Annotated in this window: 13 protein-coding genes; 3 read left to right on the forward strand and 10 right to left on the reverse strand. The window is 46.8% G+C overall.

The window, feature by feature from the left end:
- Positions 1–14 precede the first annotated feature (14 nt).
- Both groL and ACO08K_RS23645 read right to left on the reverse strand, forming a co-directional pair.
- On the reverse strand, positions 15–1,649 hold the full coding sequence (gene groL / locus ACO08K_RS23640) for a chaperonin GroEL (protein ID WP_421798953.1): 1,635 nt from the start codon (positions 1,647–1,649) through the stop codon (positions 15–17).
- Between the two features lie 92 nt (positions 1,650–1,741).
- Positions 1,742–2,005 (reverse strand): co-chaperone GroES, encoded by a 264-nt coding sequence (locus tag ACO08K_RS23645; RefSeq protein WP_413776687.1) that lies wholly within the window; start codon positions 2,003–2,005, stop codon positions 1,742–1,744.
- 239 nt (positions 2,006–2,244) lie between these two features.
- Between ACO08K_RS23645 and ACO08K_RS23650 the strand changes: the two genes are divergently transcribed.
- Together ACO08K_RS23650 and ACO08K_RS23655 are read left to right on the forward strand one after the other, a co-directional pair.
- Positions 2,245–4,182 carry a glycoside hydrolase family 13 protein gene (locus ACO08K_RS23650; protein ID WP_421798954.1) on the forward strand — a complete coding sequence of 646 codons (1,938 nt, stop codon included), beginning with the start codon at positions 2,245–2,247 and terminating at the stop codon, positions 4,180–4,182.
- 151 nt (positions 4,183–4,333) lie between these two features.
- Positions 4,334–4,885, forward strand: coding sequence for a RidA family protein (locus tag ACO08K_RS23655; RefSeq protein ID WP_421798955.1), 552 nt, complete (start codon positions 4,334–4,336; stop codon positions 4,883–4,885).
- Positions 4,886–4,986: 101 nt separating this feature from the next.
- Here the strand turns inward: ACO08K_RS23655 and ACO08K_RS23660 are convergent, their stop codons facing one another.
- The 4 genes from ACO08K_RS23660 to ACO08K_RS23675 form a co-directional block, all read right to left on the reverse strand.
- Positions 4,987–6,585: a T9SS type A sorting domain-containing protein gene (locus ACO08K_RS23660; protein WP_421798956.1), complete on the reverse strand. Its 1,599-nt coding sequence runs from the start codon at positions 6,583–6,585 to the stop codon at positions 4,987–4,989.
- Between the two features lie 96 nt (positions 6,586–6,681).
- Entirely contained in the window at positions 6,682–9,516 is a 2,835-nt protein-coding gene (locus tag ACO08K_RS23665; RefSeq protein ID WP_421798957.1) for a TonB-dependent receptor domain-containing protein, read from the reverse strand.
- A 197-nt stretch (positions 9,517–9,713) separates the two neighbouring features.
- Complete coding sequence (locus ACO08K_RS23670; protein WP_421798958.1) at positions 9,714–10,454, reverse strand: ZIP family metal transporter; 741 nt, start codon at positions 10,452–10,454, stop codon at positions 9,714–9,716.
- A gap of 5 nt (positions 10,455–10,459) precedes the next feature.
- Positions 10,460–11,038 (reverse strand): phosphatase PAP2 family protein, encoded by a 579-nt coding sequence (locus ACO08K_RS23675; protein ID WP_421798959.1) that lies wholly within the window; start codon positions 11,036–11,038, stop codon positions 10,460–10,462.
- Between the two features lie 47 nt (positions 11,039–11,085).
- Between ACO08K_RS23675 and glmM the strand changes: the two genes are divergently transcribed.
- Entirely contained in the window at positions 11,086–12,465 is a 1,380-nt protein-coding gene (gene glmM / locus ACO08K_RS23680) for a phosphoglucosamine mutase (RefSeq protein WP_421798960.1), read from the forward strand.
- A 93-nt stretch (positions 12,466–12,558) separates the two neighbouring features.
- Here the strand turns inward: glmM and ACO08K_RS23685 are convergent, their stop codons facing one another.
- The 4 genes from ACO08K_RS23685 to ACO08K_RS23700 form a co-directional block, all read right to left on the reverse strand.
- Entirely contained in the window at positions 12,559–13,110 is a 552-nt protein-coding gene (locus tag ACO08K_RS23685; protein WP_421798961.1) for a carboxymuconolactone decarboxylase family protein, read from the reverse strand.
- Positions 13,111–13,232: 122 nt separating this feature from the next.
- A complete protein-coding gene (locus ACO08K_RS23690) occupies positions 13,233–13,778 on the reverse strand; it encodes a carboxymuconolactone decarboxylase family protein (protein ID WP_421798962.1) in 546 nt (181 codons plus the stop codon).
- Between the two features lie 6 nt (positions 13,779–13,784).
- Complete coding sequence (locus ACO08K_RS23695) at positions 13,785–15,017, reverse strand: MFS transporter (protein ID WP_421798963.1); 1,233 nt, start codon at positions 15,015–15,017, stop codon at positions 13,785–13,787.
- 125 nt (positions 15,018–15,142) lie between these two features.
- Positions 15,143–17,908, reverse strand: coding sequence for a TonB-dependent receptor (locus ACO08K_RS23700; protein WP_421798964.1), 2,766 nt, complete (start codon positions 17,906–17,908; stop codon positions 15,143–15,145).
- Between the last annotated feature and the right edge of the window lie 30 nt (positions 17,909–17,938).

Below are 17,938 nucleotides of genomic sequence, written 5' to 3' on the forward strand. Positions count from 1 at the left end.
CCACTTATACTATATTACATCATCCCAGGCATCCCGCCGCCGCCATGCATATTTGGCATTGCAGCATCTTTCTCTGGTTTGTCATTTACCACACATTCGGTAGTCAACACCATTCCGGCAATGGAAGAAGCATTTTCCAAAGCAACGCGGGTAACCTTTGTAGGGTCAATTACGCCTGCTTTTTTCAGGTCTTCGTATTTGTCGGTACGGGCGTTGTAACCCATAGAATCCTTGGAGTTGGATACCCGTTGCAACACTACGGAGCCTTCTACACCAGCATTTTCAGCAATGCAACGCAGAGGAGCTTCCAGCGCTTTTTTCACGATGGCCATCCCGATGGTTTCGTCTTCGTTGGTGCCTTTGGCATTGGTCAGTGCTTTGATCGCACGTACCAGGGCTACACCACCACCTGCAACAATACCTTCTTCGATAGCAGCACGGGTTGCGTGCAGCGCATCGTCAACGCGGTCTTTTTTCTCCTTCATTTCTACTTCGGTGGGTGCACCTACATAAAGTACTGCCACCCCGCCTGACAATTTAGCCAAACGCTCTTGCAGTTTCTCACGGTCGTAGTCAGAAGTAGTAGCAACAATTTGCTGCTTGATCTGCGCAATGCGAGAATTGATCAGCTCTTCGTCGCCTTTGCCGTTGATGATCGTCGTGTTGTCTTTGTCCACTTCGATTTTCTCGGCAAGTCCCAAGTGCTCCAAACCAGCGCTTTCCAGTTTGTAGCCTTTTTCTTCGGAGATCACGGTACCACCTGTCAATACGGCGATGTCTTCCAACATTGCTTTACGGCGGTCGCCAAAGCCAGGAGCTTTAACGGCAACGATTTTCAGGTTGGCACGCAGGCGGTTAACCACCAATACGCCCAAAGCCTGGCTTTCGATGTCTTCAGCGATGATCAACAAGGAACGACCGCTACCTACTACTTTTTCCAAAACTGGCACGATGTCGGCCATGTTGGAAATTTTGCGGTCAGTGATCAGGATATATGGACTTTCGTACTCCGCGGTCATGTCCTCTGTGTTGGTCACAAAGTAAGGAGAGAGGTATCCGCGGTCGAATTGCATACCCAATACTTCATCTACATAAGTATCGGTACCTTTGGCTTCTTCTACGGTGATGACGCCATCTTTGGTTACCCGCTTCATCGCATCTGCGATCAGGGCACCAATTTCTTCGTCGTTGTTGGCAGAGATTGCAGCAACTTGTTTGATTTTTTCAAAATCGTCGCCAATTTGCTCAGACTGTTCTTTGAGGTTTTCTACCACTTTGCGAACAGCTTTATCCATACCGCGCTTCAGGTCCATTGGGTTGGCACCAGCAGCAACGTTTTTTAAACCTGCATTGATCATGGCTTGAGCCAAAACGGTTGCAGTCGTGGTACCATCACCCGCGATATCGGCGGTTTTGGAAGCTACTTCTTTAACCATTTGAGCGCCCATGTTTTCAACGGCGTCTTCCAGTTCAATTTCTTTGGCTACGGTAACCCCGTCCTTGGTGATTTGGGGAGCGCCGAAGCTTTTTTGAATAACCACGTTACGGCCTTTGGGTCCGAGGGTTACTTTCACTGCATTAGCCAGAGCATCTACACCAGCGCGCAATTTCTCTCTTGCGTCGCGGTTGAAGCTAATTTCCTTAGCCATATTGCTTTTGAATTTAAATGTCGAAAAAGGTAATTTGGAAAGAGGACGCTATGTCATGCGCCCAAAGTCAGTAAGACGAAGTGACAGGTTGATTAAATTACCACCAGAATGTCGTCTTCACGCATGATCAGGTATTCCTGACCTTCGTAATTCAGCTCTTGACCGGCATATTTGCCATAAAGAACGATGTCGCCAACCTGTACGGTCATCAAATTACCGTCTTTACCTGGGCCAACAGCCACAACTTCACCGCGCTGCGGTTTTTCTTTGGCGGTGTCAGGAATGATGATACCACCTTTGGTTTTCTCTTCAGCCGGAGCGGGTTTAACAACAACTCGATCGTTGATAGGCTTCATAATCAGAATATTAGTAAATAGTTTTGAAACTTTAGGTTTAAATAACGCCTATCTCTTAGCATATGTCGTGCCAATGTGGGCTGGGGTGTCAAAATGGCAGGGCTGAAAATTTTGGGTTCCTCTTGTTTTTGCACCATCTAAGGCAAGCACGAGAAAGTGGTTCTATGATTCCGGGAAGTGGCACACTAAAAACTTGGAAAGCCGTGCAAGGTTTTATTTCTTGCCAAAAATTTGTTTTTATGAAATTGTTCAGATCGCTAGCAGTATTGCTCCTTTGTTTTGGGTTAACCGGGCAGCCCTTACTAATGGCTCAAAACATTTACGACAACGACCCCATGCAACGCCTGCCCATCGGCATGCAGCTTTCGGAGTACAGGCAACATTTGCCAACAGGAGGTAAGGTGGATAAAGCCCGGATTTGTCCTCCCAACTGGTGGATAGGCATGAAAAATACCAATCTCCAGTTGATGATTTACGACCAGAACATCCACAAATGTTCAGTAAAAATTAAATACCCCGGCGTAAAGGTATTGAAGGTACACGCGGCCGAAAACCCCAATTATTTGTTCATTGACTTGCAAATCAACCCCTCTGCCAAACCGGGTCAAATGCTCATTTCTTTGTGTGATGGGCAAAAATCTTACCCCTATGAACTACGTGCCCGTGAGCGCAGCCCTTTGCTCCACCAAACTTTGAGCCCAGCTGACAATATGTACCTGATCATGCCCGATCGTTTTGTTAACGGAGACCCCAGCAACGATAGTTTTAAGGACATGAGTTCTGATCTGGTGAACCGGGACAAAATATACTTCCGCCACGGTGGCGACATCCAGGGCATCATCGATCGCTTGGATTACCTGCAAGACCTGGGCATTACGGCCATTTGGGTCATGCCCGTGCTGGAATCCGACCAACCTTATGAGTCTTATCACGGGTATGCACCTACCGATCACTACGTTGTGGACAAGCGTTATGGCAGCAATGAATTGTACAAACAACTGGTGGCAAAGGCCCACGCCAAAGGCATCAAAGTGGTGATGGACATCATTCACAATCACGTGGGGGATCGGCATTGGACCATCCGGGATATTCCCTTCAAGGATTGGATCAATCAGGAATGGCCCACCTACACGAAGTCCAATTACCGCGATGCCGTCTGGATCGACCCTTACGTTTCAGAAGCGGATCGGCGGCGCTTGGCAACTGGTTGGTTCGACAGCCATATGCCTGACCTGAACCAGCGTAACCCATTTTTGGCCAACTTCCTCTTGTACAGCAACCTTTGGTGGATGGAATACTCCGGGCAGGACGCCTTCCGTATTGATACCTATTTTTATCCCGAACAGGATTTTATGATCAATTGGGGCAAACGCATGCAAGAGGAATACCCGGGTTTTACTTCTTTTGCCGAAACCTGGGTACAAAGCACGCTTTCACAAGCACAGTTTACCGCCGGAAACCGCCTGACCGAAGGCCAACGTTTTCTGCCTTCCGTGACAGATTTTCAGTTGAACTATGCCTTATTGGAAGCTGCCGCTGGCCGGCAAGGCTGGACCGAGGGTGCCAATCGCCTTTACCTCACCCTCAGCAATGACTTCTTGTACCAGGATGCCCGTCGCAATGTCACTTTTTTGGACAATCACGATGTCAGTCGCTTTTTAACCGTACTGAACAACGATTGGCAAAAATACCACGCTGGGTTGACTGCACTTTTGACCATCCGGGGTTTGCCTTGCCTATATTATGGTACCGAAATTGGGATTACTGGAGCTGGGGGCTCGTTTGGTGAAGCGGGACGTAAAGATTTTTTAGGTGGTTGGAAGGAAGACAAAGTCAACAAGTTTACAGCAGCGGGTCGACAGGGGATGGAAGAAACGACCTATCAACTGTTGCGTAAGTTGTTGCAGTACCGGAAAAATACGCCCGCCCTCCAAACGGGTAAAACGCGACATTTTATCCCTGAGGATGGTGTTTATGTCTATTTCCGCTACGACGACGCCAAACGGGTGATGATGCTTTGGAACACTACGGATAAAGCTCAGGAGCACAAACTGGAGCGGTACGCCGAAATGCTGAAGGGTTATCGAGGTGGGCGAGATGTGCTCAAGGAGGAGACGGTGAATTTGAATGCCATTCGGATTGAACCTTTTTCGGTACGGGTCATAGAGTTGCAGTAGACAAAAGTGACTTGGGTGTTTCTTAAGTGCCTTAGGTTTCTTAGGTGATAAAAATATACTTTGTTTGTTTTTCTTTTTTCACCACCCAAGAAACCTAAGGCACTTAAGAAACACCTCAGTTAGATAAAAGTGTATTTTGCACAGAAAAAACATGAGCAATCGCAACCTCTTTTCTCTCCTGTTTTGCCTCTTGATCACAGGAATTTCCTTACAAGCCCAGAATAAAAAGCCAGCCAAGGGTCAACCCAGTATTGATCAAAAACTGGTCGAATTGGGCATTGTACTTCCTACCGTTTCGGCTCCAATTGCAAACTATGTCAATGCTGTTCAAACCGGGAAACTTGTCTTTTTAGCCGGCAAAGGCCCACGCAAGGAGGATGGCACCTACATCATTGGTAAAGTCGGCACCGACCTGACAATTGAGCAAGGCTACGAGGCGGCCCAACTCACCGCCATCCATCAATTGGCAGCGCTAAAAGCTGAAATTGGCAGTCTGGATCGCGTCAAGAGAATTGTAAAAGTATTGGGTATGGTCAATTGTGGACCCGATTTTGGCGATCAGCCCAAAGTCATCAATGGATTTTCCGACTTGATGGTTAAAGTATTCGGTGAGAAGGGCAAACATGCCCGGTCGGCGGTGGGTGTGAGTTCGTTACCCAGTAAAATGGCCGTAGAAGTGGAAATGATTGTGGAAATCTGGTAGGGGCAACCCTACGTGGTTGCCCTAAAAAGGCGACCCGTAGGGTTGCATACCGTGTGACCACGCAGGGGCGCACATATCAAGGAGCCCACGAAGGGGCTCCACTACTTCAATATCAATTTCTTAGCCACAAGCCCCTTATCAAAACGGACCTGCAACACATATGTCCCCGGAGGTATACTTCCCCGTTGTAGCTCAAAATCATTCTCATCCACATTGGCGTAGCCTCGGACCATCTTCCCATCGAGACTGTAAAGTGCTATGTCCCGCATTTTAAATTCCGTTGCACTTTCCAGATAGATCCGATCGGCAACGGGGTTAGGCCCGATTTTTAATTTTACAACATCTTCGGAGATGATATCGTGGGTAGATGTAGCAAGATTCAGTTCGAGGAAAGCACGTGGAGTGAATACCATCATCATCGTATCGATGTAGGCCATCGCTTTGGCTTTGCTCATGTTCGGGTTGGTCAACAAACCATTGGAATGGAGCGTCTTCCAATCGTAATTGGAGCCCAACTGTTGGTTGGTTCCGGCAACAACCAGTTTCAAAGTAGTAGTATCCCACCATTCCCATGGACCAGCTTCAAAGCGGTTATTAGGGGTAACAAATGGGTACATGTGATCCGTGGAGAGGGTAGTTGCTGCACCTTTATAGCTGAAAGTTGGGAAAGGCAGCGGCACATTTTTCAACACTGCGTTTTTAAGGTTTACAAAAATTTGCTCGCCGGCAGCCGGGTTCATTTTTGAATTCAAACCAACTTCATTGGCACGTTGAACGATAGAACGGGTACCAGATACAGCTACCACAAACTCACGAGTGGTAGGTACAATTACGTTCCCATCGGCAAAAGGAGCAAATGGATCCGAAAGTACGTGGAAACCAATCGTAGCTGGTTCGCCAGCTTTGCCTTCCAACCAGCTGATATCGCCCAGGGCACCCCCCATGTTGACCGCCATTTTGAAGTCGGAGCTGTAACCCACATGGTTCACCAGGTTCAACGGCTTGGCCGTAGTGCCAAATGGGTTGCCATTGAGCGCGGTATCAACATACGCCGTCAATTTGTCGGTATCAATAAATTTGGTGATTTGAATCTCTTCTTTAAAGCGATCCAGGTAAGCAGTTCCCAGGGAAATATATCCACCCGTACCTTGGCCCCACAAGACCATTTTTTCGGGATCAATACCGTAAGGGTTGCTATTTTCTGCAACTGATTTACGCAAAAACCGAATACAAGCCCGAGCGTCCTGAATACCACGGTAAGCAGCATTCAAAAGGGTACCTGTACGGGTGTTTTGGCCAGTAGGGCCAGTTGCAACCGGGTTCCAACCCAGGCGATAAGTAGGAACGACAACCACATAGCCCAAACGAGTCAAGCGACGGGCAAATTCAACCACCGAAGAGTCACTACGTGATCCCGTGATCCCGCCATTGATCAGTGGTGGCAAGAAGCTACCGGTGTGGAAGTACATGACAACTGCACGTTTGGTGTCTGAGTCACCAGCTGGAGTGTAAACATCCATTACTAGGTCTTGAGCAGCAGGAGCGCCGGTCAAAACAGAAATATTGCGGGCGTACACCACGTTTTTTTGCACAGTAAAACCAGCGAATACATTCGAGCGGTAACGCGCACTTTGGGCGTTAAGGCTGAATGTTCCCACCACCGTAATCAACAACAGCAGCAAAGTGTTGAGTTGTTTCATTTGAAAAAAATTTTTGTGATTTAAAATGAAATGACCTTAAAAAAACTTCAGGAGTCTACCAGCAATATGCGGATAAACTCCTGAATATACCATTTTTTATTTTTTATTCCAATCATAGAGCAGCGACAAGTAAGCCAACCGACCAATTCTTGGACCGCCGTAAGTTTGGAATGTCATATTGTTCAGGAGGTTAGATGCACCCAGCTTAAAAGTGGTATTGATTTTTTTAACCTGCCAGTTTACTTGCGCATCCAACATGTTATAGCTGGGGATAGTACCTGTAAACTGTGGAGAACCCTCAAAAATAAAGCCATCGATCCACTTGTAATTGATGCTGAACCCAAAATCCGGAAATTTCAGCCCAAGAAAATCAACCGCTAAATCCCGACCGGAAAAGCCAACATTGTACTTGTGCTTTGGCGTATTAAAAGCGGGGATAATTGGATCGTCGCTCAAGGTGTTGAGTTGGTTAAAGGAGTAGTTGCCATTTAAGACATAGTTTTGCCCAAAATAATAACTGGTTCCCAGCGAAAACCCTTGGGTTGTCACACGATCAGTCGCATTGGCTGCTACCCGGTAGGCCTGAATCGTAGTGGGCAAGCCCGTTGATTGCTCAAATTTTGCATCCACCCCAATGTTGTAGCCAATAAAATCCTGGTAAAAGCTGTAATAATAGGTGGCGTCAACGTATAACTTGTCAAAGAAAGTGTTGCGGTAACCGGCTTCAAAGGTGCGCACCTGTTCTGGTCGAATGGGGGCAACATTGAAATAATCTAACTTGGTTCTATCCCGGGTGTTGAGGTATTCCCGCAGCGATTCTATGGTTAGAAGGTTATTAAAACCGTTCAGGTTACCAATCAGGATCGCCCGGCCAACATTGTAAAACAAGTATTGGTCAGCCAACGTTGGGTTGCGGATGGCTGAGGAAAAAGACACCCTTAGTACCTGGTCTCTGGTCGGAGTATACACCAGGGATGCTGCCGGAGAAAGCAGGTAGTTGAAGTTTTTGTTTTTATCCAAACGAACCGATCCGCTGATTTTTAATCTTTTGTCCAGCTCGATGGTGCCTCCACCATATACGCCATATTCGTAGGTGTTGATGTTGACGTCTCCTGTATCCAGCAAAAGTGAGCCTTTTGAATTTGGGGTGTAGATGCGGAAGTTTGCACCAACCAAAAGATCCAGGTCGGTAATGGAACCACCTTTATCTGGCTTAACTAGGTCGTTAAATTTGTACTCGCCGTGGGTATGATACAGGGCAGAACGGTCAAAAAAACGAGTTCCGCCTTCGCTGTAGCCCAAACGGGTGGTGATGCTTTTGAATTCCTGATCAAAACGGGCGGTACCTGGCTCATAAAAATCTACTGATTCAAAAAGAGGATTCCCTTTTGATACTTGCACCTGAGCCAAAGAGTGATAATAAGCAAGGGAGTCCATCACATTAGGCTTGCCTAAAAATGAATTTTGAGCGGCACGGAATTCATCAGGTCTTCCAAGATAATCAATTGGATTCGGGTAACCTTCAATTTTACGTACTCTGGGGTTAATGGTTGTTTGCCAAAAGTTGATGTAATCTGATGCCCAACGAATGTCTTCTTTGGCATTGTTTTGCAATTGCAGGGCGGTGAAATAAGGGTCATAAGAGTTGCCAGCGTCTTCATGGGTTACATAAAAACGCAGGAAATACTTCTCATTTTGCTTTAACTCAATTTTGTGTTGAAAGAACTGAATGTCCCGCAAGCTATAGCGGTTGTCACCTTGATACACTGTAGTTCCGGTGCTGTAATTGGTACCCAAGACCAATTCCGGTGAATTGAAATCTTTGGCCGGATTCAGGCGGAGGTGAAAAGCAGTAGCCGCTTTGAGGTTTTCAGAGTCGTAATCTACAAGGTCAATTTCCTTGTAGCCTTTGCGGTGAATGATGCCCATTCCGACCAAGTTAAAGTTTCCGGTAAAGTCATTGGAAATCAGGTATTCATCACCATAAATATTCACAGCATCGTAGCCGCCGGGATTGCTGGCTTTGCTGGGGGTGTCAAAAACCGGATCATAATTATCCGCCACCCAGTCATTTGCTCTAAAACCGGAGAAATTGAATTTATAAGCAAAAACATCCTTTCCTGACTTGTTTTTAAAAGCATCCGCCCAACGCAAACCCGCTTCAAACAAACTTCTTTCCCCACCTTTCACCATAGCTTCCAAACCCTTGTGCAAAAATGGGTTCTTGGTTTGCATGCTCACTACGCCGTTAAAAGCGTTGGGGCCATAAAAAGCAGAAGAAGCACCCACGATCAAAGTCACGTTGTTGACATCCAATTCAGAAGCACCCAAAAAGTTGCCCAAAGAGAAGTTCAAACCCGGCGATTGGTTGTCGACACCATCGATGATTTGCAATGAACGCACCGGGCTGGTACTGTTGAATCCCCGGGTATTGATGATTTTGAAGCCCAAACTGGCCGCGGTAAGGTCAACTTCTTTCAGAGACCCCAAACCATCGTAAAAATTGGCAGCTGGTGTCTCCGTAATCGCAATGGCATCCATGGTTTCCATGGTCAAGGGAGATTGGACTTTCTTTTCGGAAATACGCCGCCCTTTAACTTCCACCTGATCAATTGTAACTGCGTCTTCAGCCAACTCTATCACTAGTTTGGGCTGAACACTGTTGAGGGTAACCTCCTTGTCAGTGTAGCCTACGTACGAAATGACGAGTGTAATGGGAAATTTTTGGGCGGTAGACAATTCAAAATTACCCTCCAAATCCGCTACTGTCCCTTCTGTAGTCCCTTTTATTACCACTGTCGCATTGGCCAGGCCTTCTTTATTCCCCGCATCTTTAATTTCTCCCCGTATGGTCGTTTGAGCATAAATGATGCATGAAGAAGAGAAAATCAAAATGATGCTAAACATCAATGACTTGTATAGATATTTCATGCTGAAAACCGAAATAGTGAGCGAATAATATTCTTAAAGAGGGCAAATTAGTGAAAATTCGCTAACAAGTTAATCTTTGCAAACCGAATTTTATCCAATTGCAGGCATAAGCACCATTTTTTATTCGGAACATTCCACATGTCAAGAAATTAATTTGTGTATGCCACTTATAAAAAAGAGATTTCCAAAATAATTGACTAGTGGAAATGAATGGCGGATAAAGCAAACCCCAATAAAAGGGCCAGCCATTTGCCCCAGGAAAAATGATGACTGGTATGGGCGTCGTTTTCAAAAAGAATCGTTGAGCCGATTTGTAACAGATTACCTGTAACTACCGAAAGCAAGATGTGTAGGACTTTAGGATCCTGAAAAAAGAACTGAGCGAAAAATGCAGCCAAGGGAGACATCCCAGCAAAAACCAGTAGCAGCAGAGAGGTCGAAATTTTCTTAAGCCCACTCATCAGCAAAAAAGAAGTAAGGGCAAATGCCGCCGGGATATTGTGCACGGTAATGCTTATCAGGAGGTGGTAAAATTGGTTGTCACCATTTTGTTCATTAAAGGCCTGCGCAAAAGTACGGTAGCCTCCCAAAGGTAGACCTTCAATCAAGGCGTGCAAACACAAGCCAAGCATAATTGAAAAGGCCAGCCAACCCGTTTTTTTGCCATGCGAGTGCACATGACCGTGTTCAACCCCTCCTGACCATTCTTCCAACAACAGCTGAAGTGCAAAACCAAGCAACATCCAAAGTCCCGTGTAATGATCTCCTTTCGCAAACAAATCGGGCAAAAGTTGCACCAGAACCACCCCCAAAATAAAGGCACCATTGAACAACATGATGAAGCGCACCAATTTAGGCTTTCGATCGCCCAAATAAAATGCGGGTATGCCTCCGATAAAGGGGGTTAGAAATAGGAGCAAGTATTCCCAAATGTGCATTCGTGTTAAACTTGAGTCTGTAGAAATGTGGGATTTAGTATGCGAAGATACGTTTTTGCAACAATGTTGCCAATAATAATGCCTAAAATCGCACCAATAAAAATGTCGAGTGGAAAATGTACGCCCACATACACCTGACCAAGCGCAATACTCGCTGCCCAAAGGTACAAGGGCCAGCGGATCCTACGATAAGGCAAGCCTAGCGTCAAACTCAAAAAAGCAGCCACTGCAAAATGATTGGAAGCATGCGAGGAGGTAAAGCTGTATCCACTACCACAGTGCACCAGCAGTTGCACCTCATCTTTTAAGGCTGGATCGTTGCAGGGGCGTAAGCGATGTACCGATGGCTTGATGATTTTGCTACTTACTGTATCCGCGAGGCCAACAGCCAAAGCCAGTGCCAAAAGCAGGTACAAGCCTTGCAATCGATATTTGTACCCCACAAAAGCAGCCAGTGCTATATATAATGGTATCCAGGTGGATTTTTCACGCCAAATGGGCATCAACCAATCCAGCACTGCATTGTGGGCCTGACCATTGATGAGTTCAAATAAAAATTGATCAACGGCAATGACTTGTTCCATGCTGTAGAATTAAAATGATAATTTTGCCCCAAATCTAATCCAAACCAATGGCATTAATCAAGTCAATTTCCGGAATTCGTGGCACCATCGGCGGTGTGCCCGGCCAAAACCTGACCCCACAAGACATTGTAGAGTGTACCGCCGCTTTTGGCACCTGGCTACTACAAAAAGGCAATACGCCCAAAGTGGTGATTGGTCGCGATGCCCGTATTTCGGGAAAAATGGTGCGCGATCTGGTGGCGAGTACCCTTACCGCACTTGGGATAGATGTAGTTGATCTGGGTTTATCCACTACCCCCACGGTTGAAATGGCCGTTGGTTTTGAAGGTGCCGGAGCCGGGATCATCATTACCGCTAGTCACAATCCCAAAGAATGGAATGCGCTGAAATTCCTGAATGAAAAAGGAGAATTCATCTCAGCCGCCGACGGCGCTGCAGTACTGGACCTGATTTCCAATGGCGGCATTCATTACCAGTCTGTTGATGCATTGGGGAAAGTTCTAGAAGGTGGCGACTTTCTGCAAAAACACATCCAGGCCATTATTGATTTGCCCGAGGTGGAAGTGGATTTGGTGCGGGCGCGAGGTTTCAAAGTGGTACTTGACCCTGTCAACTCATCCGGGGCGATCACTGTTCCCGATTTATTGGAATACCTGGGCTGCGAGGTAATCACTATCAATGGTGAAACCAATGGCCAGTTTGCCCACAATCCAGAACCACTACCCGAACATTTGCGCGATTTATCCGCAGCTATCCTGGAACACCATGCCGATTTGGGCATTGCCGTTGACCCAGATGTAGACCGTTTGGCGCTGGTTTGTGAAAATGGAGAGGCTTTTGGGGAAGAATACACCCTTGTGGCCGTAGCGGACTACATGCTGCAACACACCTCCGGCAATACTGTCTCCAATCTTTCTTCTTCCCGTGCCTTACGTGATGTCACGCTCAAACACGGTGGTGAATACTTTGCAGCCGCAGTTGGTGAAGTGAACGTGGTGGAAAAAATGAAAGCCGTCAATGCCAGAATTGGTGGCGAAGGTAATGGTGGTATTATCGTACCCGAATTGCACTACGGTCGCGATGCGCTGGTCGGTATAGCTCTGTTTTTATCCTGGTTGGCCAAATTTGGGGGTACCACTTCTGCCTTGCGGGCCACTTATCCCAATTATCAAATGGTGAAGGATAAAATTTCCCTGCCTGAAGGACTTGATATGGAAGCAATTTTGCACCAATTGGAGCAAAAATACCAGCACGAAGAGCATAGCACCATTGATGGGCTAAAAATTGATTTCCCTCAAAGTTGGTTGCACCTGCGCAAGTCGAACACGGAGCCAATCATACGGATTTATGCGGAGGCGCCAAGTTTGACTGAGGCTGAGGACTTGGTAGGCAAAATTAAGGCGGAAGTATTGGAACTGATTGCTTAGGTGCCTCTTTGGTGCCTTAGGTTTCTTAGTTGGTAAAAAAATATTCTTTCATCACCTAAGAAACCTAAGGCACTAAAGACACACCTCAGTAGTTTACCTGTGGAGATCAAAATGCAAATACCCCTCCTCCGCCCGCATTTTGCCCCGATCTATGTAAACCTGCCGATCAGGATTGGCGGAAGTGCCTAAGCCATCCACATAACGATTGCACATACAGAACAAGGCGGAAATGAGCACGGTATCATGAATTTCCTTTTCCGTAGCACCCTGCGCTTTAGCCGCTTCAATCTGCTCCGGCCGTACCGCCTTTCCACCCTGTTGCACACTTTCGGCGATACTCAACAAGCTTTTCAACTTGTCCGAAATTGGCATTGAGGCATAATCCGCTTTGATGTTGTCAATGAACGTCATGTCGCATTGCAGGTAGTGCTGAGCAATGCCGCCGTGGGCATTTTGACAAAAGAAACAATCATTGAGGTGCGACACATAAGTGGCGATCAGCTCTCTTTCCCCTCGCGAAAGGGTATTGTCATCATCGCGAAGCAGCACTTCGGCCAATCCATTGATGTAATGAGCCGTTTCAGGCCGAAAGGCCATTAAACCACGAATGCCCGGCAAATCATCGGGTACTTGAATATAAGCCATGACTTTTTGGTTTAGGGGTTGAGGAGTTGAGAAGTTGAGGCTACCGCACGCTACTTAGACAAGGACTTTGTCAAAATCGCTCGCGGTAGCCTCAACTTCTCAACTCCTAAACTCTACTCAACTTATTTTTGAACAGGAGGTACATACCCCGTGCTACCCATTCGTTCGCCCATTTGGCGATACTCAGTGGGATCACTTGGAGTCAATGTACCCAATCCATCTACATACCGATTGAACATACAAAAAGCCGCAGCGATCAATACCGTATCGTGGATGTCTCGGTCGCTGGCACCAAAAGAACGCGCCTGGGCTACATCGGCCTCGCCCACGGTACGGGCATCGGTTTGAACTTTGCCCGCAATGTTGAGCAGAGCTTTCAACTTGTCTGAAATGGGCGCGCTCTGGTAATCCGCCAACACCAAATCCACCGTTTGTTCCGCATCCTGATAGAGATAACGCGCTGCGGCTGCATGACTACACGAGCAAAAAACACATTCATTTTGAGCCGAAACATAGGCAGCAATCAACTCTCGTTCGGCAGAACTCAATGGGGAGTCGGCCCGCAGCAACACTTCTGCCAGCTCGTACAATGGTTTACCCGTATCGGGGCGATACATCACCAAACTCCGGATGCCGGGTACTCCATCTTGTAAATTGATATGAGCCATGTTTATTTATTTTAAAGTTGAAGCAGTCAATGATTCAGGTTCCCGATTGCTGAATGCAACCAATAGCGCAAGCAAAAAAGTCAGCGAAAAACTCAGCAAGGCGTTGCCAAAACCGCCGAAAAAAGTCACCAGACTCCCCACAAAAAAGACCGCAGTAGCTGTAAAGAAGCGCCCAATATTGAAACAAAACCCCGTTGCTGTAGCCCGGATATTGATGGGGAAAAGCTCCGGGATATAACTCGACAAAGCTCCCTGACTGATCCCGAAAAACAGGGAAAGCAAGGCAGTTTCAAAGTAAATAATGGGTGAAAAACGGGTATTCGTCAAAAACAGGAGACAGCAGGCGACAAAACAACCCGCGAAAGTGAGCATCAAGGTATTGCGAGAACCCAGTTTTTTGATCAAAAATCCGGAAACAACTCCACCCGCAATCCCGCCTAAACCCAGTAGCATCATGCTCAGTCCACGTTCTTGCTGGCCATCGACTCCTTTGCCCAAAAGGCTTTGAATCCAGGTCGGAAACCAGGAAAAAATGGCCCACAAGCCAATCAAAACCGAGCCAAAAATCACCGAACCCAAAACTATCCGTCTTTTGTAAGTCCCTGAAAAAATAGATTCTGTACCACCCATCAGTTTAGGCTTGGCCTGGTGCCATTGCTCCGACTCCGGAATAAACAAGAGCAACACCACCGCCAAAAACATGGGAATAAAACCCAGCCAAAAAGCGGAGCGCCAATAGGCAAACAAAACACCTATACTGCCTGTTAGCACAATGCCAATTGGAAAGGAAACCGCCAAAATACCCAGGGCAATGGGTCGTGAGTTTTCTGGCCAAATTTCAGAGATGTAAACCGTGCTGATCAATAACACGCCTCCAACCCCAACACCTGCCAAAAAGCGATAAAAGAGTAATGTTTCCCAATTGCCTACGAATACGGTCAAGAGGGTGAAAAAACCATAGAGGAAAATGGCGAAGGCCAGGGTCTTGATGCGCCCAATTTTATCACCAATAACACCTAAACAGAGGCCACCCAACATCCAGCCCACCAGGAAGGCAGTACTGAGGTAAGCACCAATTTGACCCAACTTGGCTTCATCCACAGTTTTACCCAATATTTCGGGAATGGCGACCGGAAGATACGTCGACATCAAAGTAGACACCGTCCCCGCCAGCAGGTAACTCAACATGCATAGGGCGAAAGCGCCTACATTGGTATTTTTTAGGGAATGATTTTCCATTTGAAATGCATTAGAGCATGAAAAAAAGGAGTGCGGGTCTGGAAGGGAATTGCCGTTCCCAAAACCCGCAGCTCCATCCTAAATTCTGTAGCACAATTATAACAAAACACTAAAGTGCACTTACTCTAGCGCAATAAATCATCAAAATTCAAACTCAGGTAGTACAAGCCACCCACCGCTGGTGAGCCATAGGCTTGTACCACGTAGTTGTTGGTCAGGTTGGCTGCACCGAGTTTGACCATGGTTTTGAGTTTGGGCACCTTGTAGCTGATTTGAGCATCAAACAGGCTATAGGCATCAATATGCCCTGGCGTTAAACCAGTGAAGGTTCCGTACCAGTCAAAGGCACTTTGCCAATGCCAGGCTACACTAAAGCCGATGTTGTCACTCAAACGGGGATTGCTAAACGTTACATTAGTTTTCCAGCTTGGTGTATTGAATGCTGGGATGTTGTTTGGATTGGCATCCCGGAGGTTGAATTCTGTCCAGGTAGCATTGGTATGCAAGCGGTAACTTTTGGGCAAAATGAAGGACAAACCGGCACTTACCCCTTGAATCGATACCTCATCGGCCGCATTGGTGTATAACTGGAAGGCTTGAATTTTGCCATTGAGGATGTCCGTTGCTGCATTGGTATTGATGGATCCATTCTCCAACAAGACTGGGCTATCCGGACGAATCACCACTGTGTTGATCAAAAAATCCTTGTACTGGCTGAGGTAATAGTTGATGTCAAAAAGAACCTTTTGACCAAAAAAACCTTTGTAACCGATCTCCAAACTTTGTACTTGCTCTGGTTGAATGTAAGGCACATTGGATTTGACCAGTTTATCCTTATTGTTGGCAACTGCTGTTGGGAAAGGTACACCCTGCGCCACCTGGGCCCCAAAAGCACTACCAAAAGCACCAACAGAAGCAGCGGTAAAGGAATTTTCATAGGCGTTCAACCCTTGTGAATTGACGGGCGCGCCACCCAAAATGATGATAGGACCTACGTTCAACTTGATGTATTGATCACCGATGGTCGGATTGCGGAACCCGGTTTGATAGGAAGCCCGGAAATGGTGCTCTTCGCTAGGAGAAAATACCGCCGAGGCCCGAGGGGTAAAACGCCCTACAAAGTTTTCGTTTTTGTCATAGCGACCTGATACAGTAAGTTTCAGGTGTTCGCTAAAAAGATCTTTGGAAACCTGTACAAAGGCGCCGTATTCGTCGTTGCTCAGGTTTTTGTTTTTGTCGTCAAACAAGGTGCCCTGAGTATCCAGCGTATACCTGCGTAGGTTGCCACCCACTTGTACGTTCAACACTTTGAAGATTGAGCTGAAATCGTAAAGCCCTTCGACGTGTTTCAGTCCACAATGGCTGTAAATTCCGGCACCACTCAAACCTTGGGTAGTAATCAAGCGATCACTGGCCGCATCAAAAGCAGCACTGCCTGGCAACAAACGACCTTCGTCGGCAAAATTCCTGGCACTGAGGTGATTTTGCCCACTAACGCCATTGACAGAACCGTTATAAGCCGCAGTGTACCGTTGGAACCAGGTGGCATCGGCTTTATCGGGAGTAACCTGGTTGCCATTCAAGTCTTTCACCCAAGAGCGGTTGATGAGTTGCCCCAGGGAGCGGGTATTGTAAGAGTCTTCGGAATTTTCCTTGTTGGAATAGGCGCGGATGTAAAAGTTTTGGCCTTTCAGCTCCAGCCGATGTTGGAACAATTTGAATCCATTGATTACAAAACGGCTACTGCCCGTATACTGAGCCACACCCTGGTTGTAATTGCCTTGATAAATCAGCTCCATACCATTTTTCAGGCGGTAATGCAGAGCGCCGTTGAGCTTCAGGCTGTATACGCCATATTGGGCCAAGTCTTTTTCTTCATAACCCGTGCGTGATACCCGACCAATGCCTTGAATGGTTTGAGCTACTTCATCGCCATAAATGTTCAGGGCATTGCGGCCAGGGTTGTTGGGGCCACGACTTGCTGCAGGAGTATTAGGATCAATATCGGTGTAATCGTTGGCGTACCAGTCGGTTCCGGTCAGGTAAGCAGCATTGATTTTGAACGCAAAACGATCGTTAATAGCTTTGGCATAACGCAGGGCCAGATCGTAAAAGGGCTTCGCACCAAAATCTGTTCCATCATTGAGGTGGTTGACGCCCACTTTGCTTTGCACACTCAAACCTTGAAAATCAAATGGACTTTTAGTGCGGGTTTGCAACATGCCATTAAACGCAATCGGGCCATATAAGGCCGAGGCGGCACCGGGGATAAGCTCTACACTGTGTACATCGAGATCATGGGGGCCAAACAAGTTACCCATGGCGAAGCCTAAACCTGCGGATTGATTGTCAACACCATCTACCAATTGTAAAAAACGGCTATTGCCCGTGCTGTTGAAGCCCCGGGTATTGATTTGTTTGTAGGTCAAACTGCTAGTGATCAGGTCAACGGATTTCATGTTCAAGAGGGCGTCGTAAAAATTAGCCGAAGGCGACAATTGAATTGCCTTCGCATCCATTTTTTCAATGCTGACGGGTGAACGCAAGATCCGCTCTTCCACCCGCGAGGCTGAAACAACTACTTGATCGAGTTCTTCGGTTTGGGCAAACAGCTGAATATTGAGTTGACTTTCTGAATTAACGGCTACTTCCTGGGTTGCGTAACCGACCAATGAAACTTGTACGATAAAAGGTGGCTTGACCGTACTATTGAGTGCAAATTTTCCATCAGCATCACTTACTGTACCTTCCTTTTGCTTGGCGATACTGACGTTAACTCCGCTCAGTGGCTTTTGAGTTGCGGCATCGCTGATGGAACCAGTGATGGTTTGGGCCATCACCAAAAGAGTATGAAAGAATAAAAAGATAGTGAGTGTGTATATTTTTTGCACGACAAAACAATTTGAATACGATTGTTGGAT

This window comes from Haliscomenobacter sp., assembly GCF_965225875.1.
Classification (GTDB): Bacteria; Bacteroidota; Bacteroidia; order Chitinophagales; family Saprospiraceae; genus Haliscomenobacter.